This window comes from Serinicoccus sp. CUA-874, assembly GCF_001942225.1.
In the GTDB taxonomy this organism is placed as follows: domain Bacteria; phylum Actinomycetota; class Actinomycetes; order Actinomycetales; family Dermatophilaceae; genus Ornithinicoccus; species Ornithinicoccus marinus.
Genome location: NZ_MKJZ01000022.1, coordinates 315332 through 335980, shown reverse-complemented (window position 1 = coordinate 335980; position 20649 = coordinate 315332). Strand labels below are relative to the sequence as shown.

Annotated in this window: 17 protein-coding genes and 2 pseudogenes; 11 read left to right on the top strand and 8 right to left on the bottom strand. The window is 74.2% G+C overall.

All coding sequences use genetic code 11. The features are described from left to right. The first annotated feature begins 24 nt into the window (after positions 1–24). A complete protein-coding gene (locus BJF80_RS08380) occupies positions 25–1221 on the top strand; it encodes a threonine/serine exporter family protein (RefSeq protein ID WP_075812808.1) in 1197 nt (398 codons plus the stop codon). A 35-nt stretch (positions 1222–1256) separates the two neighbouring features. After that, entirely contained in the window at positions 1257–1523 is a 267-nt protein-coding gene (locus BJF80_RS19035) for a threonine/serine exporter family protein (protein ID WP_187344355.1), read from the top strand. A 21-nt stretch (positions 1524–1544) separates the two neighbouring features. Here BJF80_RS19035 and BJF80_RS08370 read toward each other — a convergent pair whose 3' ends face one another. Continuing rightward, positions 1545–2234: a DcrB-related protein gene (locus tag BJF80_RS08370; RefSeq protein ID WP_075812806.1), complete on the bottom strand. Its 690-nt coding sequence runs from the start codon at positions 2232–2234 to the stop codon at positions 1545–1547. 110 nt (positions 2235–2344) lie between these two features. Here BJF80_RS08370 and BJF80_RS08365 point away from each other — a divergent pair, with 110 nt between their 5' ends. Continuing rightward, on the top strand, positions 2345–3217 hold the full coding sequence (locus BJF80_RS08365) for a PHP domain-containing protein (protein WP_075812804.1): 873 nt from the start codon (positions 2345–2347) through the stop codon (positions 3215–3217). Here BJF80_RS08365 and BJF80_RS08360 read toward each other — a convergent pair. The 4 genes from BJF80_RS08360 to BJF80_RS08345 all read right to left on the bottom strand — a co-directional run bounded on the left by BJF80_RS08360 (position 3193) and on the right by BJF80_RS08345 (position 6341). Then, positions 3193–4686 carry a DEAD/DEAH box helicase gene (locus tag BJF80_RS08360; RefSeq protein ID WP_075812802.1) on the bottom strand — a complete coding sequence of 498 codons (1494 nt, stop codon included), beginning with the start codon at positions 4684–4686 and terminating at the stop codon, positions 3193–3195. The two genes, BJF80_RS08365 and BJF80_RS08360, sit on opposite strands and share 25 nt — an antisense overlap. A 270-nt stretch (positions 4687–4956) precedes the next feature. Further along, positions 4957–5226, bottom strand: a complete 270-nt coding sequence (locus BJF80_RS08355; protein WP_187344350.1) for a GlsB/YeaQ/YmgE family stress response membrane protein — start codon at positions 5224–5226, stop codon at positions 4957–4959. A gap of 192 nt (positions 5227–5418) precedes the next feature. After that, positions 5419–5646 carry a DUF3107 domain-containing protein gene (locus tag BJF80_RS08350; protein ID WP_022925049.1) on the bottom strand — a complete coding sequence of 76 codons (228 nt, stop codon included), beginning with the start codon at positions 5644–5646 and terminating at the stop codon, positions 5419–5421. 59 nt (positions 5647–5705) lie between these two features. Further along, positions 5706–6341, bottom strand: a complete 636-nt coding sequence (locus BJF80_RS08345) for a TetR/AcrR family transcriptional regulator (RefSeq protein ID WP_075812800.1) — start codon at positions 6339–6341, stop codon at positions 5706–5708. An 86-nt stretch (positions 6342–6427) separates the two neighbouring features. On the opposite strand from BJF80_RS08345, the pseudogene BJF80_RS08340 reads away from it, so the two are divergent. The 3 genes and pseudogenes from BJF80_RS08340 to BJF80_RS08330 all read left to right on the top strand — a co-directional run. Continuing rightward, positions 6428–8977: pseudogene (locus BJF80_RS08340) on the top strand (UvrD-helicase domain-containing protein); the annotation flags it as partial. 20 nt (positions 8978–8997) lie between these two features. After that, a pseudogene (locus BJF80_RS20730) lies at positions 8998–9623 on the top strand (RecB family exonuclease). Beyond that, positions 9620–12904 carry an ATP-dependent helicase gene (locus BJF80_RS08330; RefSeq protein ID WP_075812794.1) on the top strand — a complete coding sequence of 1095 codons (3285 nt, stop codon included), beginning with the start codon at positions 9620–9622 and terminating at the stop codon, positions 12902–12904. Before BJF80_RS20730 ends, BJF80_RS08330 begins: the two are co-directional and overlap by 4 nt. Here the strand turns inward: BJF80_RS08330 and BJF80_RS08325 are convergent. After that, on the bottom strand, positions 12868–14280 hold the full coding sequence (locus BJF80_RS08325; RefSeq protein WP_269087386.1) for a phosphotransferase: 1413 nt from the start codon (positions 14278–14280) through the stop codon (positions 12868–12870). The two genes, BJF80_RS08330 and BJF80_RS08325, sit on opposite strands and share 37 nt — an antisense overlap. A gap of 9 nt (positions 14281–14289) precedes the next feature. On the opposite strand from BJF80_RS08325, the gene BJF80_RS19990 reads away from it, so the two are divergent. The 5 genes from BJF80_RS19990 (at position 14290) to BJF80_RS08305 (ending at position 18399) form a co-directional block, all read left to right on the top strand. Beyond that, complete coding sequence (locus BJF80_RS19990; RefSeq protein ID WP_237767493.1) at positions 14290–14778, top strand: hypothetical protein; 489 nt, start codon at positions 14290–14292, stop codon at positions 14776–14778. After that, complete coding sequence (gene nudC / locus BJF80_RS08320) at positions 14775–15461, top strand: NAD(+) diphosphatase (RefSeq protein ID WP_237767492.1); 687 nt, start codon at positions 14775–14777, stop codon at positions 15459–15461. Before BJF80_RS19990 ends, nudC begins: the two co-directional genes overlap by 4 nt. Beyond that, positions 15458–17569, top strand: a complete 2112-nt coding sequence (locus tag BJF80_RS08315; RefSeq protein WP_075812790.1) for an ATP-dependent DNA helicase UvrD2 — start codon at positions 15458–15460, stop codon at positions 17567–17569. The genes nudC and BJF80_RS08315 overlap by 4 nt, the downstream gene beginning before the upstream one ends. Before the next feature lie 138 nt (positions 17570–17707). Continuing rightward, entirely contained in the window at positions 17708–17905 is a 198-nt protein-coding gene (locus tag BJF80_RS08310) for a hypothetical protein (protein ID WP_022925042.1), read from the top strand. A gap of 212 nt (positions 17906–18117) precedes the next feature. Beyond that, positions 18118–18399, top strand: coding sequence for a WhiB family transcriptional regulator (locus tag BJF80_RS08305; protein ID WP_075812933.1), 282 nt, complete (start codon positions 18118–18120; stop codon positions 18397–18399). Here BJF80_RS08305 and BJF80_RS08300 read toward each other — a convergent pair. Together BJF80_RS08300 and BJF80_RS08295 are read right to left on the bottom strand one after the other, a co-directional pair. Then, positions 18396–19154, bottom strand: a complete 759-nt coding sequence (locus BJF80_RS08300; protein WP_075812788.1) for a hypothetical protein — start codon at positions 19152–19154, stop codon at positions 18396–18398. The two genes, BJF80_RS08305 and BJF80_RS08300, sit on opposite strands and share 4 nt — an antisense overlap. Before the next feature lie 50 nt (positions 19155–19204). Then, the gene (locus BJF80_RS08295; RefSeq protein ID WP_075812931.1) at positions 19205–20632 is read right to left on the bottom strand and encodes a zinc-dependent metalloprotease; all 1428 of its coding nucleotides are present in this window, start codon (positions 20630–20632) and stop codon (positions 19205–19207) included. Positions 20633–20649 lie beyond the last annotated feature (17 nt).

Genomic DNA, 20649 nt, shown 5'->3' with positions numbered 1-20649 from the left:
CCGCCGGCCCTAGGCTTGCCCCCGATGAGCGACCAGTCCCCCTACACGAGCATGCCCGGCATCGTCACCGGACCGCAGCGGATCGGGCGTCCGCAGCTGATCCCGGCGGCCCGCCTCGGTCGGCAGCTGAAGTACCAGGCGGTGCGCGTGGTGCGCTCCAGCTCGCCGCCCACCACCGCCATCGGCACGTCGATCGCGGCGGACGAGGCGACCCAGCGGCATGCTCGGGCGGTCTGCGACCTGGCCCTGCGGGTGGGGGAGGCACTGCTGTCCACCGGCGCCTCGGCGGCGGACTGCGTCGCGGCGGTCCTGCGGCTCGGGCAGGCCTACGGCATCAGCTCGATGCACATCGACATCACCTACACCTCGATCGCGGTCTCGGTGCACCGCGGCGTCGACGAGGACTCGCTCACCGTGATGCGGGTCATCCCCGACCGTTCGCCGGACTACACCCGGCTGCAGGCCGTCCAGCGGCACATCGACGACATCGAGCGCTCCGCGCAGGAGTCCGGGGTGCCGACGATGGAGGTGGATGCGGCCCGGACCAGGCTCGTGGACCTGCTCTCTTCGCCGCACCCCTACCGTCGCTGGGTGGTCACCCTCGGGGCGGCCATCATGTCCGTCGGGGTCGTCATGCTCTACGGCGCGGGACCGGTCATGTGGGCGGTCGCCGCCCTTTCCGCGGCGCTGGTCGACCGGGTCCAGCGGTTGCTCTACATCTGGGGGATCGCGGCCTTCTTCACCCAGGTGCTGAGCGCGGCGATCCCGGCCGGCATCGCCCTGGTGATGTACAGCATCGGCCGGGAGAGCCCTTCGGTCGTGGTGATCTCGGGGATTGTCGTGCTGCTCGCCGGGCTGAGCGTGCTCGGCGCGGCGCAGGACGCCATCGACGGCTACTACGTCACGGCCGGTGCGCGCGGGCTGGAGGTGATGATGATGACGCTCGGCATCGCGATCGGGGTGGCCCTCGTGCTCGGCATCGCCCGCTGGTTCGGGGTCTCGATGGAGGCCGCGCCCTTCGTGGCCCTCGGTGGCACCCCGCTCATCTCGACCCTCGGTGCCGCGCTCATCGCTCTCGGCTTCTGCCTCAGCACCTACTCCGGCGTGCGGGTCATCGGGCTGAGCATCGTCATCGCCTCGGGTGCCTGGCTGGTGCTGGAAGGAGCCCTCTACCTGGGCCTGGCCACGCCGGCCGGGGTCGGCGTGGCGCGGCGGTCGTAGGGGCGCTCGCCTTCGCGTCGTTCAAGGTCCTCCGGGTGCCCGAGGACGCCATCGCCACGGCGGGGATCGTCTCGCTGCTGCCCGGGCTCGCGGTCTACCGCGCGCTCTACCTCATCATGGAGAACGACCCCGAGAGCGTCCCCATGGCGGTGCTCAACTTCGTCAGCGCGGTGGCCACCGGCCTCGGTCTGGCCGCGGGCCTGGCCATCGGCAGCTTCGCCGCGCGGCGCAAGTTCGGCCTCGACCCGGCGGCCCTGCGGGCACGCCGCCGCTCCCGCGGGACCTACGTCGCCGGAGCCTGAGCCGTCCGGCCGCAGACGGTGTCAGTCGGTCCAGGTCCAGCTGGCGAGCATGTCGTCCAGCACCGGCGCGGCGTCCTCGGCCTGGCTCTCGACCGCCGAGAAGGTCACGACGTAGAGCGTGCCCTCGTGCGACACCCACCGCTGGGTCTGGTGGACCGTCGCGTCCTGCACCTCGCGCACCAGGGTGTAGCCGGGAGCCCGGTTGCCGTCGACCTCGGCGGGCTCGAGCAGCTCGTACTCGCCGTCCTCCCCGGCGAGGTCCTCCGCGGCCTGCTCGACGGCGGAGGTGAGGTTGCCGACGTACTCCTCCTGCGTGATGACCACGTTGGTGTAGAAGTCGTCGACCCGCTCGGCGTCGCGGCCGGCGAGCACCGTGGCCTCGGTCTGGTCCTGGGCGGTGGCCGTGGCGTCCTCCCACGTCCCGGGGAGCGTGACCGTGAAGGTGTCGTCGGTGGCGCCGAGCTCCAGCTCCTCGGGCTCCTCCGGCTCGCTGGTGGCGGCGGCCTCCTCGGTCTGGGACGACTCGTCCGCCGCGGTGGTCTGCTCGGCGTCGTCGCCGCTGGGCTCCTCGCTGGCGGCCGACTCCTCGGTCGCGCTGCTCGTCGCCGGGGGCTCGTTCACCGGCTCCTCGTCGGCGCACGCGGCGAGCGACAGCACCGCCAGCAGGCTCGCGGCTCCGGCGGTGCGCAGGGAGGCTCGGGTCGTGGTCATGCTTCTCCTTCGGGCGCGCGTGGCGCGTCACGTGCCGGGATGGGCCCGGTCCGTCGTCGTCGGTCGTGTCCCAGTATGACCGGTCGGCGTCACCGCCTACCGTGTCCTCCATGCCGCGCCTCTCGCCGACCGCCCGGGTCGACCTGCACACGCACTCGACCCACAGCGACGGCACGCAGACGCCCGGCGACCTGGTGCGGGAAGCGGCGGCGACGGGGCTGGACGTCCTGGGACTGACCGACCACGATGCCGTGTCCGGCTGGGAGGAGGCTGACCGCGCCGGCCGGGAGCACGGCGTGGTGGTGGTGCCGGGGGTGGAGATCTCCTGCAGCTGGCAAGGACGGTCGGTGCACCTCCTGGCCTACCTGCCCGACCCGGGCGACGAGGCGTTGTCCGCCGAGCTGGCGCGGACCCGGGAGAGCCGCACGGGTCGGCTTCGTCGCATGGTGCGGCGGCTGGAGTCCGCCGGTTACCCGGTGACCTGGGAGGAGGTGCTGGCGCAGGCGGGCGACGTGCGCTCGCTGGGCCGGCCGCACATCGCCGACGTCCTCGTGCGCCAGGGCAGCTTCCCGGACCGGGACGCCGCCTTCGCGGACGTGCTGCACTCGCGCAGCAGCTTCCACGTGGCGCACTACGCACCGTCCCCGACGGCGGCCATCGAGCTGGTGCGGGCCGCGGGTGGCGCCCCGGTGCTGGCGCACCCCTTCGCCGCCGCGCGCGGGCATACCCTGCCTCAGACGCTGCTCGAGGAGCTGGCTGCCGAGGGGCTTGCCGGGATCGAGGTGGAGCACCGCGACCACACGCCGCAGGACCGCGACCGGGCGGCTCGCCTCGCCCGGCAGCTCGACCTCCTGCCGACCGGGTCCAGCGACTACCACGGCAGCGGCAAGCCCAACCGGCTCGGGGAGCACACCACCTCGGTGGAGGTGCTGCGTGCGCTCCTGGAGCAGACCGCGGGTCAGCTCCTCGGGGCGTCCCCCTGACCGGACGTCGTCCGACGGCGGCGACGCCGACGTCCCGAGCCGCTGGACTCGGTGGTCGTGCTGGTCCTGCTGCCTTGACGGTCCGAGCGCTCGCCGCCGCGCTGCCCGGTGCGGCCGCGGCCGCCCTGACCACCGCGGTCGCGGCGCCCTCCCGAGCGGCCCCCGCGACCGCGCCGGTGGTCGCTGCCCGGCGCCTCGATGTCCTCGACCTTCTCGGCGCCGAGCCCCTCGCGGGTCCGGGCCGAGCGGGGCAGGGTGCCCCGGGTGCCCTCCGGGATGCCGAGCTGCTCGAACAGGTGGGGGCTGGAGGAGTAGGTCTCCTCCGGCTCCGGGTAACCGAGGTCGAGGGCCTTGTTGATCAGCCCCCAGCGGGGCATGTCGTCCCAGTCCACGAAGGTGATCGCGACACCGGTGGCGCCGGCCCGGCCGGTGCGGCCGATCCGGTGCAGGTAGGTCTTCTCGTCCTCGGGGCACTGGTAGTTGATGACGTGGGTGACGGCCTCCACGTCGATGCCGCGGGCCGCGACGTCGGTGGCGACCAAGATGTCCACCTTGCCGGTGCGGAAGGCCCGCAGCGCCTGCTCGCGCGCGCCCTGGCCCAGGTCGCCGTGGATCGCGGCCGCCGCGAAGCCACGGTCCGACAGCTCGTCCGCGACCTTGGCAGCGGTCCGCTTGGTGCGCGCGAAGACGATGGTCAGCCCACGTCCCTCCGCCTGCAGGATGCGCGCGAGCATCTCCACCTTGTCCATGGCGTGCGCCCGGTAGGCGAACTGCTCGACGGCGGCGACGGTGTGGCCCTCGCCGTCCTCGCTGACCGCACGGATGTGCGTCGGCTGCGTCATGTAGCCACGGGCCAGGGAGACCACGGCGCCGGGCATGGTGGCGGAGAAGAGCATGGTGTGCCGACCGGCGGGGGTGAGCGCCAGCAGCCGCTCGACGTCCGGCAAGAAGCCCAGGTCGAGCATCTCGTCGGCCTCGTCCAGCACCACGGTGCGGGCGTGCGCCAGGCTGAGATGACCCTTCGAGGCGAGGTCGAGCAGCCGCCCCGGGGTGCCCACGACGACCTCGACCCCGCGCTGCAGGGCTTCGATCTGCGGCTCGTAGGCGCGACCGCCGTAGACCGTCAGCACGCGAATCCCCCGGTGCGCACTGGCCTTGGTGAGGTCGCCCGCCACCTGCACCGCGAGCTCGCGGGTGGGGGCCACGACGAGGGCCTGCGGGGCGCCGGGGCGCTCCTGGGCGGAGAACTCGGGGTCGTCCGGCGCGACGACGTGGTGGAGCAGGGGGAGGCCGAAGCCGAGGGTCTTGCCGGTGCCGGTCTTGGCCTGGCCGATGATGTCGTGGCGGGACAGGGCGACGGGCAGGGTCATGGCCTGGATCGGGAAGGGGTGGGTGATCCCTCCGTCGGCCAAGGCACGGACGATGTCGGGGTGGAGGTCGAAGTCGGCGAACGCGCGGTCTTCCTGCATGGGTGATCCTCTCGATCAGGTGGCCGTCCGAGCGCCGTGCGGCGGGGACGGTCCGGGCCGATCGGAGACGATCCATGGAGAGGTCGGGCGCCACGCCCGACCCACGACGCCGCCTGCTTCCTCGTGGCAGGACGGCCGACCGGGCACCGGTGTACGACAGGTGAGTCTACCCGCTGGTCGGGCCGGCCCGGACGCACGGCGACGGCGCGTCCCCCGGTGGGTGACGCGCCGCCGCGGCCTGTGCTCGCCTCCGGGGGCGGGCAGGGTCGGTCAGCTGACCGCCTTGCGGCCGGTGATGGCGCCGTAGACCAGCACGGCGACGATGGCGAAGATCGTGCCGAGGATGAGACCCCAGAAGCTGAACTGCGCGCCGCTGGTGCCGAGGAACCGCGATCCCACGAAGGAGCCGAGCAACGAGCCGACGGCGCCCAGCAGGATGGTCATGGGGACGGAGATGTTCTGCTTGCCCGGCAGGATGAGCCGGGCGAGCGGGCCGACGATGCAGCCGACGATGAGTGCGACGATGATGGTCGTGATCATGGGGAATGCCCCTTTCGCAAAAGCCTCCCGGGCGGGGCTTTCCGTCCCGGGTGGCCCATCGGTCGTGCGGGCACGCGTCGATGAGCCGCGCTCACGGTAGTGCGCAGACACCACAGGCGCCACTCCGGGCGCCGCGTGTCTGCGCACTCGTGACCGAACCGTGACGCGGCCCGTCCGGCGGCGGGCCGCCGGTCAGTGGCTCCCGAAGCCGACCCGACCCTTGTCCTGCGCGCCGATCTCGACGTAGGCGAGGGTCGTGGTGGGGACGATGACGGTCCGTCCCTTGTCGTCCTGCAGCTCCACGACCGGAGCCTGGGTGGTGAGAGCCTCGGTCACGGCCTGGCGGACCGCCTCCGGGGTCTGGGCGGACTCGAACGTCACCTCGCGCCCGACGTCACGGACACCGATGCGGACCTCCACGACAAACCTCCACGACATGCTCGGGTGGCGACGACCCGGTTGGGCCGTGCCCCGCCAGCCTAGCCCTGGGCGACGGACGTCGTCCGTGGGGGGACCGCGCCCCAGCCGCGCCACGCGATGGTCGAGAGCAGCTCGAGCACGCGCTCGCGGGCCATCGTGTCGCGGCGGCTGTACCAGCTCAGCGCCGCCGCCTGGGCCATACCGGCCATGGCGGTGCCCAGCAGGACGCACTCGTCCCACGACAGGTCCGTCTCCTCGGCCAGGACCCGTCCCAGGGACTCGCCGCACGCCCGGCGGGTCCGCTCGACGATGGCCGACACCGCGGGCTCGGACGCCATGTCCGACTGGAAGAGGACCGAGTAACCCGACGAGGGCGACTCGACGAACTCGAAGAACCGGCTGAGGCACCCCGAGATGCGGGCGTGGTTGGTCTGACCCGTGTCGAGGGCGCTGTCGATGGTGCGGACGACCTCGTCCGACACCGACTCCGCGACGGCGAGGTAGAGGTCGAGCTTGCTGCTGAAGTGCTGGTAGAGCACGGGCTTGCTCACGCCGGCACGGACGGCGATGTCGTCCATCGCGGTCGCGTGGTAGCCGGACTCGGCGAAGGCCTCCTGGGCAGCACCGAGGAGCTGGGCACGGCGTTCGTCGCGGGGCAGGCGCAGCCTGCGGTCACGGGGCGGGGGGCTGGTCACGGGTCCCTCTCCTTCTTCGAGACATCAGTCTACGTCCCAGGACCCGGCGGGGACGGTCTGTCTCCGCCGGGTGATGAGATGGAGTCATGTCCGTGACCGACCGAGGGCCGAGCGCAGCGCTCGACCCCACCCAGGAACGCGTGGTGGCCCACCGCGACGGCGTCCTCGTCGCGCAGGGGGCACCGGGCACGGGCAAGACGACTGTGCTGGTCCGGCACGTCCAGCAGCGGATCTCCGCCGGCCTCGCCCCGGACCACTGCCTCGTCATCGCGCCGACCCGGCAGTCGGCGAGCCGGGTCCGCACCGCGATCGCGCGTGGCCTCGGGGCGACCCACACCCAGCCGCTGGCCCGGACGGCGGCATCCCTCGCCTTCGCCGTGCTCCGGCTGGCCGCCGCGCGGGCGGACGAGCCGGCACCGCGGCTCATCTCCGGGGCGGAGCAGGATGCCGTGCTGCGGGAGCTGCTCGCCGGGCACGAGGAGAGCGGCACCGGCCCGTCCTGGCCCCCTGACCTCGAGCTCGCCCGTCGCACCACCGGCTTCCGGGACCAGCTGCGGGACCTGCTCATGCGCGCGGTCGAGCACGGGGTCGGCCGGGCGGACCTGGAGCACCTGTCCCGGGTCCACGGGCGGCCCGAGTGGGCCTGCGCGGGGGAGGTGCTGGAGGAGTACGACCAGGTCACGGCACTGGCCGACCCCGGCAGCTATGACCCTGCGTGGATCTGCACCGCGGCTGCGGGACTCCTCGAGGGCGACGAGTCGTTGCGCGCCGTCGTGCACGAGAGGGTGAGCTTCGTGGGCGTCGACGACGCGCAGGAGCTGACGGCCTCGGCCGCACGTCTCCTGGACGTCGTCCGACCCGCAGGTGTCGACAGCGTGCTCGTCGGCGACCCGGACGCGGCGGTCCTCGGGTTCCGCGGCGCGGTCCCCGGCGCCTTCCTGGAGCTCGGTGAGCGATGGGCGGGAGAGGCCGGCCCGGCACGGGAGACGCTCGGGGTGCGGCACGGGACCAGCGGCGCGGTGGGCGAGGTGGTCGACCGGGTCGCGCAGCGGATCGGCCTCGTCGGGGACGCCCGGCACCGCGGACCGATCAGCGGCGACGAGCAGGGGACGGGATCGGTGCGGATCACCCGCAGCGCCGCCCAGGAGGCCTCGCTGGTGGCGCGGTGGCTGCGGCACGCCCACCTCGTGGAGGGTGTCCCCTGGCAGGAGCTGTCGGTGATCGCCCGGAGCGTGCAGCAGCAGGACGCCGTGCGTCGTGCGTTGGCCTCGGGCGGGGTGCCCGTGCGGGTGGACCGGTCCTCGGTGCCGATCGGGTCGGACCCGGCGGCGCGACCGCTGCTGCTCGCGCTCGACATCGTCACCCGGGAGGCCCCCGGCGTCGGACCGGGCTGGAGCGTGGACCCGGAGGAGGCGCTGGAGCTGCTGCAGAGCCCGCTCGGGGGCATGGACCCGGTCGGGCTGCGTCGGCTGCGTCGTTCGCTGCGGGGTGCCGAGCTCGCGGCAGGCGGTCTGCGACGCGCGGACGACCTGGTCGCCCTGCGGGTCAACGACCCTGATCTGCGCAGCGCCGCCCCGGCCGACCTGCCCCCGGAGCTCGCGCCGGTCGCGCGGGTGGGTCGGCTCCTCGACGCCGGCCGGGAGGCGGTCGTGCGAGGCGGGTCCACGCCTGGTCGCGGCGAGGGCTCGGGTCAGGCCGTCACCGGACCGGACGAGATCTTGTGGGCATTGTGGTCGGCGAGCGGGTTGGCCGCGTCCTGGAGCCGGCAGGCCGCGGGCGGGGGAGCGCTCGGAGCCCGTGCCGACCGCGATCTCGATGCCGTGCTGGTGCTCTTCGAGGCCGCCGAGTCCTACGCGGAGCGGCTGCCCGGCGCCCGGCCACGGTCCTTCCTGGACTCCGTGCGCAGCGCCGAGCTGGCTGCCGACACCCTGGTCCAGGGGGCGCGTCGCACCGAGGCCGTCGAGGTGCTGACCCCCCATGCCGCGGCAGGGCGTCGGTGGCGGCGGGTGGCCGTCGTCGGGGTGCAGGACGGCATCTGGCCCGACCTGCGGCTGCGCGACACGTTGCTGGGTGCCGAGGCGCTGGTGTCGGCGGTCCACGGGCGGCCTGTCGCCGGTCCGGAGGCCTGGCGTGCCGCCCAGGCGGCGGTGCGCGCGGACGAGCTGCGACAGTTCCACGTCGCGGTGAGCCGGCCGACCGAGGGGTTGCTGGTCACCGCTGTCGCCTCCACCGACGACCAGCCCTCGGGACTGCTCGACCTGGTCGAGCCGGGTTTCCGGGAGCGCCCGCCCGCGGAGGTGCCGCCGCCGATGACGCTGCGCGGGCTGGTCGCCGAGCTGCGGCGGGCCGCTGTGCGGTCGCACCGCGAGGGGGAACGCAGCACCCGGGACGCCGCCGTGGGCCTGCTGGGGCGGCTCGCCGTCGAGGACGTGCCGGGTGCGGACCCGGCGGCGTGGTGGACGCTGCGGGAGACCTCGAGCACGGCACCGGTGCGCCCGGAAGGGCCGGTGCGGGTGTCACCCTCGCGGTTGCAGACCTTCCGGGACTGCGAGCTGCGATGGTTCCTCACCTCGCGCGGGGCGGAGACCGGTGAGGCCTTCCGCGCCGAGCTCGGCACCCTCGTCCACGACATCGTGGCCCATACCCCGGACGCTCCGTGCCTGAGCTCACCGCCGAGCTGGACCGGCGCTGGGACGACCTGGGGCTGGTGGAGGGGTGGGTCTCGGAGCGCGCCCAGCAGGATGCCCGACGGATGCTGGAGAGGTATGCCGACTACGTCGCCCGGGCGCGGGCCGCCGGCCGGGAGCTCGTCGGCAGCGAGCTCGACCTGTCGGTGCTGCTCGGTGCTGCGGACGACCAGGATCGCGAGCGCGGCCGGGACGCACGTCTCGTCGGGGCCGTCGACCGGTTGGAGCGCACCAGCGAGGGCGCCCTGGTCGTCGCGGACCTCAAGACCGGGAGCACCCCGGTGCCGAAGGCGACGTGGAGCAGCACGCCCAGCTCGCGGCCTATCAGGTGGCGGTGACCGAGGGCGCCTTCGGTGAGCTCGGCTCCCGCAGCGGCGGTGCCCGGTTGGTGCAGCTCGGCGCCTCAGGTGCGGTGGAGCAGGCGCAGCCACCCCTGGGCGAGGCGGACGACCCGGCCCACGCGAGACGCACGATCAGGGAGGCTGCCGCAGGAATGGCCGGCGCCGGGTTCACCGCGCGCGACCTGGAGCGTCGCTGTCGGCGCTGCCCGGCGCGCTTCGCCTGCCCGCTCCAGCCCGAAGGAGCCTCACGATGACGACGGCGCAGCCGCGGTGGTCCCCGCAGGACCTGGCCTCGGCGCTGGGAGCCCCGGAGCCGACCCCCGAGCAGTCGGCGGTCATCACCGCGCCGTTGCGTCCCGGCGTGGTGGTCGCCGGGGCCGGCTCCGGCAAGACGGAGACGATGGCCTCCAGGGTGTTGTGGCTCGTGGCCAACGACCTGGTCCGTCCGCAGGACGTGCTGGGCCTGACCTTCACCCGCAAGGCCGCGCTGGAGCTGGCGTCGCGGCTCACGTCCCGGCTGCGGCAGCTGCGGGAGGCGGGGGTGTGGTCCCCCGGGGGCACCGAGGCGTCCGGCACGGACGGCTTCGACCTCCCGACCATCTCGACCTACCACGCCTACGCGGGTCGGCTCGTGACCGAGCACGGCCTCCGGCTCGGCGTCGAGCCGGACGCGGTGCTCCTGTCGGAGGCCGCCTGCTGGCAGCTCGCCCACGACGTGGTGACCCGCTACACGGGCGACATGAGCGGCATGACCAGCGCAGCGAGCACCGTCGTCCGTGCGGTCATCTCCCTGTCCGCCGAGCTCGGCGAGCACCTTGTCGAGGCTGACGACGCCCACGCCTTCCTGCACGACCTGGTCCGCCGGGTGGAGGACCTCCCGCACGAGGGACGACCGCTCAAGACCGGGCGGGACCTCGCGGCCGACCTGCGCCGGCAGGCCCTGCTCTATCCCGTGGTCCAGGCCTACCGGCAGGCCAAGACGGCGCGTGGAGCGCTCGACTTCGGGGACCAGATGGCGCTCGCGGCCCGACTGGCGCGGGACGTGCCGGCGGTCGCGGAGATGGAGGGCGCACGCTACGGGGCAGTGCTGCTGGACGAGTTCCAGGACACCTCGGAGGCGCAGATGGTGCTGCTCACGTCCCTCTTCGCGGGCCGGGAGCTGCCGATCACCGCGGTCGGCGACCCGCACCAGTCCATCTACGGTTGGCGCGGGGCCAGCGCCACGACCCTCACACGCTTCCCGCGCGACTTCGCCCTCGAGGGGGTGCCTGCCCCGGTGCTCCAGCTGAGCACGTCCTGGCGCAACGACGCCGCCGTGCTCGACGCGGCCAACGTCGTCGCCGCGCCGCTGCGGGAGGAGGCCGCGGTCCCGGTCGAGACCCTGCGCGCCCGTCTCGGCGCCGGGCCCGGGCTCCTCGAGGTCGCCCGCCTGACCGACCACGTCGTCGAGGCCGAGCACGTGGCCGACTGGGTGCGGCAGCGGTGGGAGAACTCGTCCCGTGTCACCGCCGCGGTGCTGTGCCGGGCCCGCTCGCAGTTCGCCCCGGTCGTCGATGCGTTGCGCCGCCGCGGCCTCCCGGTGGAGGTGGTGGGCCTCGGGGGACTGCTCGACACCCCCGAGGTGCTCGACCTCGTCGCCCTGCTGTGGGTGGCGCAGGAGCCGACGCGCGGCGACCAGCTGATCCGGTTGCTGGCCGGGCCGGTGTGCCGGCTCGGTGCCGCGGACGTGGACGCCCTGTGGGCGAGGGCCGGCGAGCTCGCCCGGAGCGGTGGCGCGGTGCCGGGGGAGCGTGACCATGCCCCCGTGCTGGCCGAGGCGGTGGAGCGACCGCCCGGCGAGGGCTGGACCGGGCCCGGCGGCGAGCGGATGTCGGAGACCGGCGCACGCCGGGTGTCGTGGTTGGCGGAGGTGGTGCGGCGGGTGCGCTCGTTGACGAGCCTGCCGCTGGCCGACCTCGTCGTCGAGAGCGAGCGCCTGTTGGGGCTGGACATCGAGGTGGCGGCAGATCCCGACCTGCACCCCACCTGGGGGAGGGCGCCGATCGACGCCCTCGCGGAGGTCGCGGCCGGCTATGCGCACAGCGCCCAGCGGGTGAGCCTGGGCGGGTTCCTGGACTGGTTGGACGCGGCTCGCGAGCACGAGCGCGGGTTGGAGGACGCCGAGGTGCCCGAGCTGGCCGAGGTGTCCGTCGACACGGCGGCGGTGCAGGTGCTGACCGTGCATGCGGCCAAGGGTCTGGAGTGGGACGTCGTGGCGGTGCCGGGCATGGTCGAGGGCACCTTTCCGGCGGGTCGGACCACGCCGGAGCACCGCGAGGGCACCTGGCGGGTCAAGCCACGCGCGGAGAAGGGCTGGCTCGTCGGGATCGGCAAGCTTCCCACGCCGCTGCGCGGTGACCGGGCCGGCCGCCCCGACATCGCCTGGTCCTCGGTGGTGCACACCCGCGACCTGCGATCCCGGCTGGAGGAGCTCTACCTCGCCCAGGGGCGCTACGCCGTCGAGGAGGAACGCCGCCTGGCCTACGTCGCCCTCACCCGGGCGCGGCACCGACTGCTCCTCACCGCACCGGTCTGGTCGACCGGGCTGCGCCCACGGGTGACCTCCCGCTTCCTGGAGGAGCTGCGTGCCCGGCCCGACGTCCGGGTCGGTCCGTGGGCAGACCTGCCCGACCCGGACGAGCCGGCGCAGATGCGCAACCCGCGTCTGGACGAGCAGCTCAGTGCAGACTGGCCCCGGCCGATGGTCCGCGACGAGCGACGGGCGGCGGTCCAGGACGTGGCGGCAGCGCTGGTGGCGGAGCACGCCACCCGAGAGTCGACGCGCACCGTCGAGCCCGACGAGGAGTCGTGGGAGTCGACGGTCCGTCTGCTCCTGGCCGAACGGGCCCGGAGGCACCAACCGGAGTCCGAGGTGTCCCTCCCGGCCCACCTGTCCACCTCTGCTGTCGTGGAGCTCGCCGCCGACCGCGCGGCCTTCGTCGAGGCGCTGCGTCGTCCGCTACCGACCCCACCTGCGCCGCACGCGCGGGTGGGGACGGAGTTCCACGCCTGGGTCGAGCAGCACTACGCCTCGGCGACCCTCGTCGACCTCGACGACCTGGACGCCGGGGCGAGATCGACGCAGGCGCCGGACCTGCGCGGGCTGCGACAACACTTCCTCGCGAGCGAGTGGGCCGACCGCACCCCGGTCGCGGTGGAGGTCCCGGTCCAGACCACGGTGGCCGGGCGCACCGTCGCCGGTCGGATCGACGCCGTCTTCGACGACGGCGACGGTCGGGTCACCCTCGTCGACTGGAAGACGGGCTCACCAGGGAGCCCCGACCAGCAGCGGGTGCGTGCGCTCCAGCTGGCCGTCTACCGGCTGGCCTTCGCACGACTGACCGGGAGGGAGGTCGAGGAGGTCGGCGCAGCCTTCTTCTACGCGGCGACGGGGACCACGGTCCGTCCGGAGCTGCCGACCGAGGACGTGCTCGAGGAGCTCCTGGTCGACGACCCCCATCAGCTGCGGGGGTCCTCCTCCGGCGGCATGCCGTAGAGGTCGTGCAGTCGGGTGTCGTCGTCGAGCAGCTCCGCGCCGGATGAGCGCCTGTCGGCCTTCGGCGCGGAGCCATCCTCGGCTCCCGGCGTGGAGTCGTCCTCGTCGGCATCCGGCCTGGGCCCGTCCTCGGCTCCCGGCGACGAGTCGTCCTGGGGCTCCTGCTGGATCCGCTGCGGCTCCGGCACCGGGACCTCCGCGGTGATGTCCGTGTCGGGCTCGGAGGACCGGTCGTCCGGGTGCGGGTGCGGGTCGCCGTCGTCCAGGAAGGGATCGGGCTGCGCCGTGTCGTCGAGACCGGGGTCGTCGAGCGCGTCGTCCTCGTCGTCGGTGCTGTCGACGTCGTCGTCGCCCGTGCTTTCGACGACCTCGGGCTCGGCCTCGACCTCGCTCTCGACCTCGGCTGCGGTCTGGGTCTCGACACTGTCATCGCCCACGGAGCCGTCGAGGTGCTGCGGCTTCGGCCCGTCCATCCCAGGGTCGTCCGCGCTCGGGCCGGCGTCCTCCGGATCGGACGCCGCCGACGAGGCGTGCCCGCCCGTCGTCACGGCGGCCGTCCCCGCGCCGCGCGCCGTCACCGGCACCAGGGAGTCCTCGTCCTCGGTGAGCCGGTCCATCCGGCGCAGCGCCTCGACGACCCGCCGGGCGGCATCCTCGTCGCCCACTGAGACGTGATGCGCGAGGCCGCGCAACCTCCGGGTCTCGGCGAGGAGGCGGGCCCGGGCGTGCAGGTAGGGGTCCGGGCGCTGGGCGCGGGCCAGTGCGTAGCTGTCCAGCACGGCGTCCCAGGCCTCGGGCGAGGCACGGCTGTAGAGGTCGGCCAGGTCCGCGGCCGGGTCGCCGACCATCGCCTCGTCCCAGTCGGTGACGGCGACGACCCTGCCGCTGTCGGCCGTGTCGTCGGCGAAGGCCACCACGACCGTCCCACCGCGGAACGCGCCGTGGACGGGGGTGCTGGCGAACTGCCACAGCGGGGCCGCGTCGAAGGCCTCCTCCCACCGCGCCAGCAGCCGGGTCGGCACCCGTCCGGACTCGGCGGCCCGGTCGACCTCGGAGATGAGCCGCTGACGGCAGCCGGAGGCGTCGAAGTACGGCACGTCCTGCTGCTCGAAGACAGCGACGGGGATGTTGTGGACGGCCGCGAGGGCACGACCCACCGCGTGGGCGAGCCCGGTCCCCGGCGGGAGCTGGGCGAAGTCCAGCGTCGACCCCTCGACGTGCGGATAGACCGCGGCGTGGCCCTCCTGACCGACGGCCGCGTAGCCCACGGGTGCGGGCACCTTGAAGGCACGTGGCGCGAGAGCTGTCGCACCAGCTCGTCGTTGCGGCGCAACCTCGCGCCGGTCACGGCGGACAACGGTGACCGGACCAGCCAGCGCCGACCGGTGGCGTCCTCCACGACCGCTTGCTGGAGCTCGGTCTCCTCGCCCGGCTCGACACCCATCCCCGCCACGGCCACCGGCTTCATCCCCGGGACAGCGGCGCTCGCGAGGGCTGCCAGGGCCAGGTCTGTACGCATCACGGCTCCCACGGTATGCCGTGCCGACGCCGACGCGCGGCAATCCCCCCGGCACGCCCCCAAGCTCGTCGGTGGGGACGCCTACAGTGGACGGGTGACGGCAGCCGACGAGACCTATCTCGACCTCGCCCTCTCCCGGTCACGGGTCGATCGGTGGGCGAGCGTCCGCACCGACGACCCCGAGCTGGCGGCGATGCTGGGACGTCCGGCGACGAGAGTGCTGGAGCTGCGCGGCGCGACGGCCCCGGTCGAGCGCGATCCTGCGCGGCTGCGGCTGCGTGCGCCGGAGCCCGAGGACCCCGGGCGGGAGCCTGGTTCCTCGGGAGGCACGCGGGGGTCGACTACGTCGCGGTGACAACCGCCCGAGAGGCAGACGGCGACGAGCGGGGCTCGGGTGCCGCAGGAGGCTCCTGGGCCGGTCTGCGGGAGGTGGGTGCAGACCTCGACGACGCCGATGCGGGGTTGCTGACGGCGGCCACGGCGCTGCAGGGCTGGCACGCGCGGCACGGTCACTGCCCGCGCTGCGGCTCGGCCACCGAGGTCGTGCAGGGCGGCTGGGTGCGCCGGTGCCCGCGCGACGGTTCCCAGCACCACCCACGCACCGACCCCGCGGTGATCATGGCGGTCACCGACGAGGACGACCGCTTGCTCCTCGCGACCGGGCTGCCCTGGCCGGAGGGGCGCGTGTCGGTGCTCGCCGGTTTCGTCGAGGCGGGAGAGTCGCTGGAGGCAGCCGTGACCCGCGAGGTTGCCGAGGAGGTCGGCGTCACCGTGACCGACCTGCGCTACCGCGGCAACCAGCCGTGGCCGTTCCCGGCGTCGCTGATGGTGGGCTACCGCGCCCGCGCGCTGGACACCGACCTGCGCGTCCAGGAGAGCGAGCTGCGCTCCGCGGGGTGGTACTCCCGCGCCGAGCTGGACGAGGGCATACGGTCGGGCCGGCTGACGCTGCCCTCCCGGGTCTCCATCGCGCACCGGCTGATCCAGGAGTGGTACGGCGCGGCGCTCCCGGGCGACGGCCCGGCGGTCCCCCGGTGAGCGGGTCGGCCCCGCCCGACCCCGACCGGTTGCTGGACGGCCTCGACCCGGAGCAGCGTGAGGTGGCAAGCGCGCCCCTCGGTCCGATGGTCGTCCTCGCCGGGGCAGGGACGGGCAAGACGCGCGCCATCACCCATCGCATCGCCTACGGCGTGGCCAGCGGCGCCTACCCGCCCGACCGGGTGCTCGCGGTGACGTTCACCGCCCGGGCCGCGGGGGAGATGCGGACCCGGCTGCGGGGGCTGGGTGTCGCCGGGGTCCAGGCCAGGACCTTTCATGCCGCTGCGCTGCGCCAGCTGCAGTACTTCTGGCCGCAGGCGGTCGGCGGACCACCGCCCACGGTCGTCGCGCACAAGGCGCCGGCCGTCGCGGAGGCGGCCGGGCGGCTCCACCTGCGCCTCGACCGGGCGGCGCTGCGGGACGCGTCCGCCGAGATCGAGTGGGCCAAGGTGTCGATGCTCACCGCGCAGACCTACCCGGCCCGCGCGCAGCGGCAGGGCAGGCAGGTCGCCGACCTGGACGCGACGGCGATGGCCCGGCTGATGGACAGCTACCACGAGGTCTGCGCCGAGCGGCACGTCATCGACTTCGAGGACGTCCTGCTGCTGACCGTGGGCATGCTGGACGAGCACCCCCAGATCGCCGCCGCGATCCACCAGCAGTACCGCCACTTCGTCGTCGACGAGTACCAGGACGTGAACCCGCTGCAGCAACGGCTCCTCGAGCTCTGGCGCGGACGGCGCCAGGACGTCTGCGTGGTCGGGGACCCGGCCCAGTCGATCTACTCCTTCACCGGGGCCAGCGCCGACCATCTCCTGGGCTTCACCCGTCAGTACCCGGAGGCGCGCCGGGTGGCGCTCGTGCGCAACTACCGGAGCACCCCGCAGGTGGTGCACCTGGCCAACCTCGTGCTCGGCGCGCGACCCGCCCCGGGCGGCGGACAACGCCCCGGGACGCTGGTCGCGCAGTCCGCGGACGGTCCGGCGCCGACGCTCATCTCCTACGCGGACGACGAGGCGGAGGCGCAGGGCACCGCCGACGCCGTGTCGCGGCTGCTCGAGGAGGGTGTCCCGCCGAGCGAGATCGCCGTGCTGTTCCGCACCAACAGTCAGTCGGAGGTGATCGAGAACGCGCTGGCCCGGGGCGGCATCCCCTACCTGGTCCGCGGCGGCGAGCGCTTCTTCTCCCGCTCCGAGGTGCGCAACGCGATCCTGCTGCTGCGCGGGGCCGTGCGGTCGGACGACGGCAGCAGCGCGCTCGGCGATCTGGTGCGTCACGTGCTGGCCGGGGCCGGCTGGGCCCCCCGACCTCCGCAGGGATCGGGATCTGTCCGGGAGCGCTGGGAGAGCCTGCAGGCGCTCGCCCTCCTGGCCGACTCGCTGGCCGGCCAGTCCCCGCAGGCCCGGCTCGGTGACCTGGTCGTCGAGCTCGACCGGCGGGCTGCCGAGCAGCACGCGCCCACGGTGCAGGGCATCACGCTGGCATCCCTGCACGCGGCGAAGGGTCTGGAGTGGGATGCGGTCTTCCTCGTCGGCTGCAGCGAGGGCCTGCTGCCCATCACGCTCGCCGACACCGCGGAGCGCGTGGAGGAGGAACGCCGGCTGCTCTACGTCGGGCTGACCCGGGCGCGAGCGCGCCTCGAGCTCAGCTGGGCCGGCGCGCGCACCCCTGGCGCACGCAGCACCCGGTCGCTGTCCCGTTTCCTCGGCCCCGCTGCGGGTGTGCTGGGCGTCCCGGCGTCGACCGGGCCGACGCGCCGTCGGGAGAGGCGCCGCACGCCGGCCCCGCCGCGGACCTGCCGGACCTGCTCGGCGATCCTGTCGGCCGCCGCCGAGCGAAAGATCGGCCGGTGCTCGGACTGTCCGCCGACCTACGACGAGCAGGTCTTCGAGGCACTGCGTGAGTGGCGGCGCCAGGTCGCGCAGGAGGGCTCTGTGCCGGCCTATGTCGTCTTCACCGACGCGACCCTGATCGCGATCGCCGAGCGTGCACCGCGGGACCAGCAGGCGCTGGCGCAGATCTCCGGCGTGGGGGAGCGCAAGCTCGATCTCTACGGCGAGGCGGTGCTCAGCATCCTGGCCGAGGGCACCAGTCACGAGGTCCCGTAGCCCGGGCTGCACCGGTCGGGACCGACCCGCCGGTAAATACCGTTGCGGTCGGGCGCGGCACCGGAATACAGTGACGGAGTCAAGCCCACGCCCGTGCGGTGCTGGGGTCGCGCACAGACGAGAGGAGGGTGGACCACGATGGAGAACATGATCGTCACCGGCGGACTCGCCGTCTGCTCGACCGACGCCACGCCCACCCTCCGGAGCCGTCGCCACCGCGACGCCCTCCGCGTGTCCGGTGCGTTCGTCCCGGGGTCCTTCGGCCCCGCCGTCGAGACGACGTCCCCGCACGCTGTCGACCCCGCCCTGGGCCTGGGCTCCTCCCGGACACCGTAGAAGGCATCCTTCCTTCCGCTCTCCGGCCGCGAGTCCTCCCCGAGGATCCGCGGCCGTTCTCGTTGCCCGCCGGCATCGGCGTCACGACCGGTCTCCTCGGACCCCACCTCCACGAAATCGAGATCGCAGTGACGACCAGCACCTCGCACGAGCACCAGCACCGACATCAGGAAGGAACCGCCGTGTACCGCCCAGCGCGCCGGCAGCAGCAGATGACCGACAGGGGCTCAGGCCCGCACCTCGTCGCCCGCGGGGACGGCGACCTGCCGTGCCGGGAGCACCCCGCGGACCTGTGGTTCGCCGAGCTTCCGGCGGAGGTCGAGCACGCCAAGGAGCTGTGCGGCCCGTGCCCCCTGCGCGAGATGTGTCTCGCCGGCGCTCTGGAGCGTCGTGAGCCCTGGGGTGTCTGGGGCGGGCAGCTGCTGCTCCAGGGACGGGTGGTGCCGCGCAAGCGCCCGCGCGGACGCCCGCGCAAGGACGAGGTGGCGGCCTAGACATCACCCCTGCCGGCGACCCACCCCGGCTGCCCCGGCTCGTGCCAGGGGCAGCGGGGTGCGGTGGCCACCGTCGCGCCACCAGGTGCGGCGGGGAGGCGCCGATCTCGTGAGCGGTGCGAGACCGGCGGGATGGCTGACCGCGTCAGCAGCACGACCAGCGCGGTCACGGCGTCGAGCACCTCCGGCGGATGGTCCGGCGGCAGCGGGGCGGTGAGCGGGTCGTCGAGCGCTGCTGCGGCACCGGGCCACCCAGGGTCGCGATCCCGGCGGTGGAGGTCCAGGCAGTGCAGGCAGGGCGACCCGGGGAGCCCGGTCCACGGACCGATGACGATCCGGGCGGTCTGCGCGACCACGGGCAGCACGGCTCGGCCGACCACCCCCGGGGCGCGAGCCGTGCCCACCGGCACGGCGTGGTCGTGGACGAGCACCACCCGCGGCGAGGGCTCCGTCCGGCGCCGTCCCGCCGCGCCGGGCCCGGACACCCTCCCTGACGTGGTGGCCCACAGGGCGAGCCGGAGCGCGTCCGCCACCGGCCCCTCGCCCCGGACGACGGGCACCCGGTCGTCGCGGGGAGGGGCGGCCGAGGCGCTGCCGAGGCGGCGCAGGAACTGCCATCCGGGATCCTCCGGATGGTCCGGACGCACCCAGCCGTCCACCCTCCAGGCGCCGGCACCGACACCCACCTGGAGTCGGCCGTCGGTCCCGGTCGGCCACCAGGCGACCCCGTGCTGCGTGGTCCCTCCCTCGCCCATGGGCCGACCTTGCCACGTCCAGGCCGGGGGCCTGGTCCGCTGTCCACAGGTCAGGGGTGTCGTGGGCCCTCGTCGCCGCGGCCCTCGTCGGACTCCTCCTCGGGCGCTGCCGCGCCACCGAGGAGCTTCTCGATGTCCTCGTCGGTGACGGTCAGGTCGGACGCGAGCGCACCGTGCCGGTCGACGAAGCCCAGCGGGTCGTCGAGGTCGGCGCCGGTCGGCGCGACGTCGGGGTGACCCCACGCCTCGTCTCGGGCGTCCCGCCCGTGCTTCGACTCCAGGGCCGCCCAGAGGTTGGCGGCGTCGCGGAGCCGGCGGGGCCGGAGCTCCAGCCCCACGAGCGAGGCGAAGGTCTTCTCCGCCGGCCCGCCTGTGGCCCGCCGGCGACGGACCGCCTCCGCCATCGCCTCGGCGTGCGGGAGGTGCCCCTCCGCGGCCTGGTCCGCGACGACGTCGACCCAGCCCTCGACGAGGGCGAGCAGCGTCTCCAGGCGGGTCAGGGCAGCCTGCTGCGCCGGGCTGGGCTCGGGGGAGAAGAGGCTGTCCCCGAGTGCGCCATGCAAGGCCTCGGGGTCCTGCGGGTCCACCTGCCGCACGGCCTCCTCGATGCCCTCGGTGTTGATCTTGATGTCCCGGGCGTAGTCCTCGACCGCCGTCAGGAGCTGCGGACCGAGCCACGGGACGCCGGCGAAGAGCCGCACCCGGGCGGCCTCCCGCAGCGCGAGGTAGAGGTGCACCTCGCCGCTGTCGACCTCGAGCCCCTCGGCGAAGGCGGCGACGTTGGCCGGCAGCATGGCGACGTCCTCGTCACCGAGCACCGGAAGGCCGACCTCGGTCCCGGACAGGACGTCCCCGGCCAGGGTGCCGACCGCCTGGCCGACCTGCCCGCCGAACATGCTGGACGCCATGCGCCGCACCATCGGCGTCATCTGGCCCATCATCGCGGCGGGGTTCATGCCCGGCGGGAGCCCGGGGATCGACGGCGCACCGTCCTCACCCAGCTGGCCGAGCTGCTGCTCCATCGCGGAGGTCATGGCCGCCTGGAGCCCCTCGGCGACCGGTGTGGTCAGCCGCTCCCACACCGGGAGCGTGCGCTCGACCCACTCGGCCCGGCTCAGCGCCACGGCGCTCCCCTCCGGTCGGGGCATGTCCGTCACCTGGTCCAGCCACAGCGTGGCCACCTGCACGACCTGGTCGACGTCACGACGGGTGGCCCCGCCGATCGTGGAGTCGCCGTGCTCGGCCACGACCTGCCGTGCGACGTCGTGCGCCAGCTCGGAGTTGACCGGCCCGTCGTCCCCGCCGGACCCCATCAGCATCTCCATCTGTGAGCGCATCTGCGCCACCTGGTCCGGGCCCAGGTCGGACAGGCCCATCGAGTTCAGGGTCTCGCGCAGCTCGGGCGGCACCGGGCCGCCGAACAACGCCTCCAGGGGGTCGGGCTCGTCCCGCCGTTCGGGGTTCTCCTGGTCTGCCACGTCCTCGTCCTTCTCTC

Bases quoted from the DNA above. Each gene is read 5' to 3' on its own strand.
- BJF80_RS08330 (WP_075812794.1), top strand. From the start codon at position 9,620: ATGACGACGGCGCAGCCGCGGTGGTCCCCGCAGGACCTGGCCTCGGCG.
- BJF80_RS08310 (WP_022925042.1), top strand. From the start codon at position 17,708: ATGGAGAACATGATCGTCACCGGCGGACTCGCCGTCTGCTCGACCGAC.
- BJF80_RS08305 (WP_075812933.1), top strand. From the start codon at position 18,118: ATGACCGACAGGGGCTCAGGCCCGCACCTCGTCGCCCGCGGGGACGGC.
- BJF80_RS08355 (WP_187344350.1), bottom strand. From the start codon at position 5,226: ATGATCACGACCATCATCGTCGCACTCATCGTCGGCTGCATCGTCGGC.
- BJF80_RS08365 (WP_075812804.1), top strand. From the start codon at position 2,345: ATGCCGCGCCTCTCGCCGACCGCCCGGGTCGACCTGCACACGCACTCG.
- BJF80_RS08380 (WP_075812808.1), top strand. From the start codon at position 25: ATGAGCGACCAGTCCCCCTACACGAGCATGCCCGGCATCGTCACCGGA.
- BJF80_RS08370 (WP_075812806.1), bottom strand. From the start codon at position 2,234: ATGACCACGACCCGAGCCTCCCTGCGCACCGCCGGAGCCGCGAGCCTG.
- BJF80_RS08300 (WP_075812788.1), bottom strand. From the start codon at position 19,154: ATGGGCGAGGGAGGGACCACGCAGCACGGGGTCGCCTGGTGGCCGACC.
- BJF80_RS08360 (WP_075812802.1), bottom strand. From the start codon at position 4,686: ATGCAGGAAGACCGCGCGTTCGCCGACTTCGACCTCCACCCCGACATC.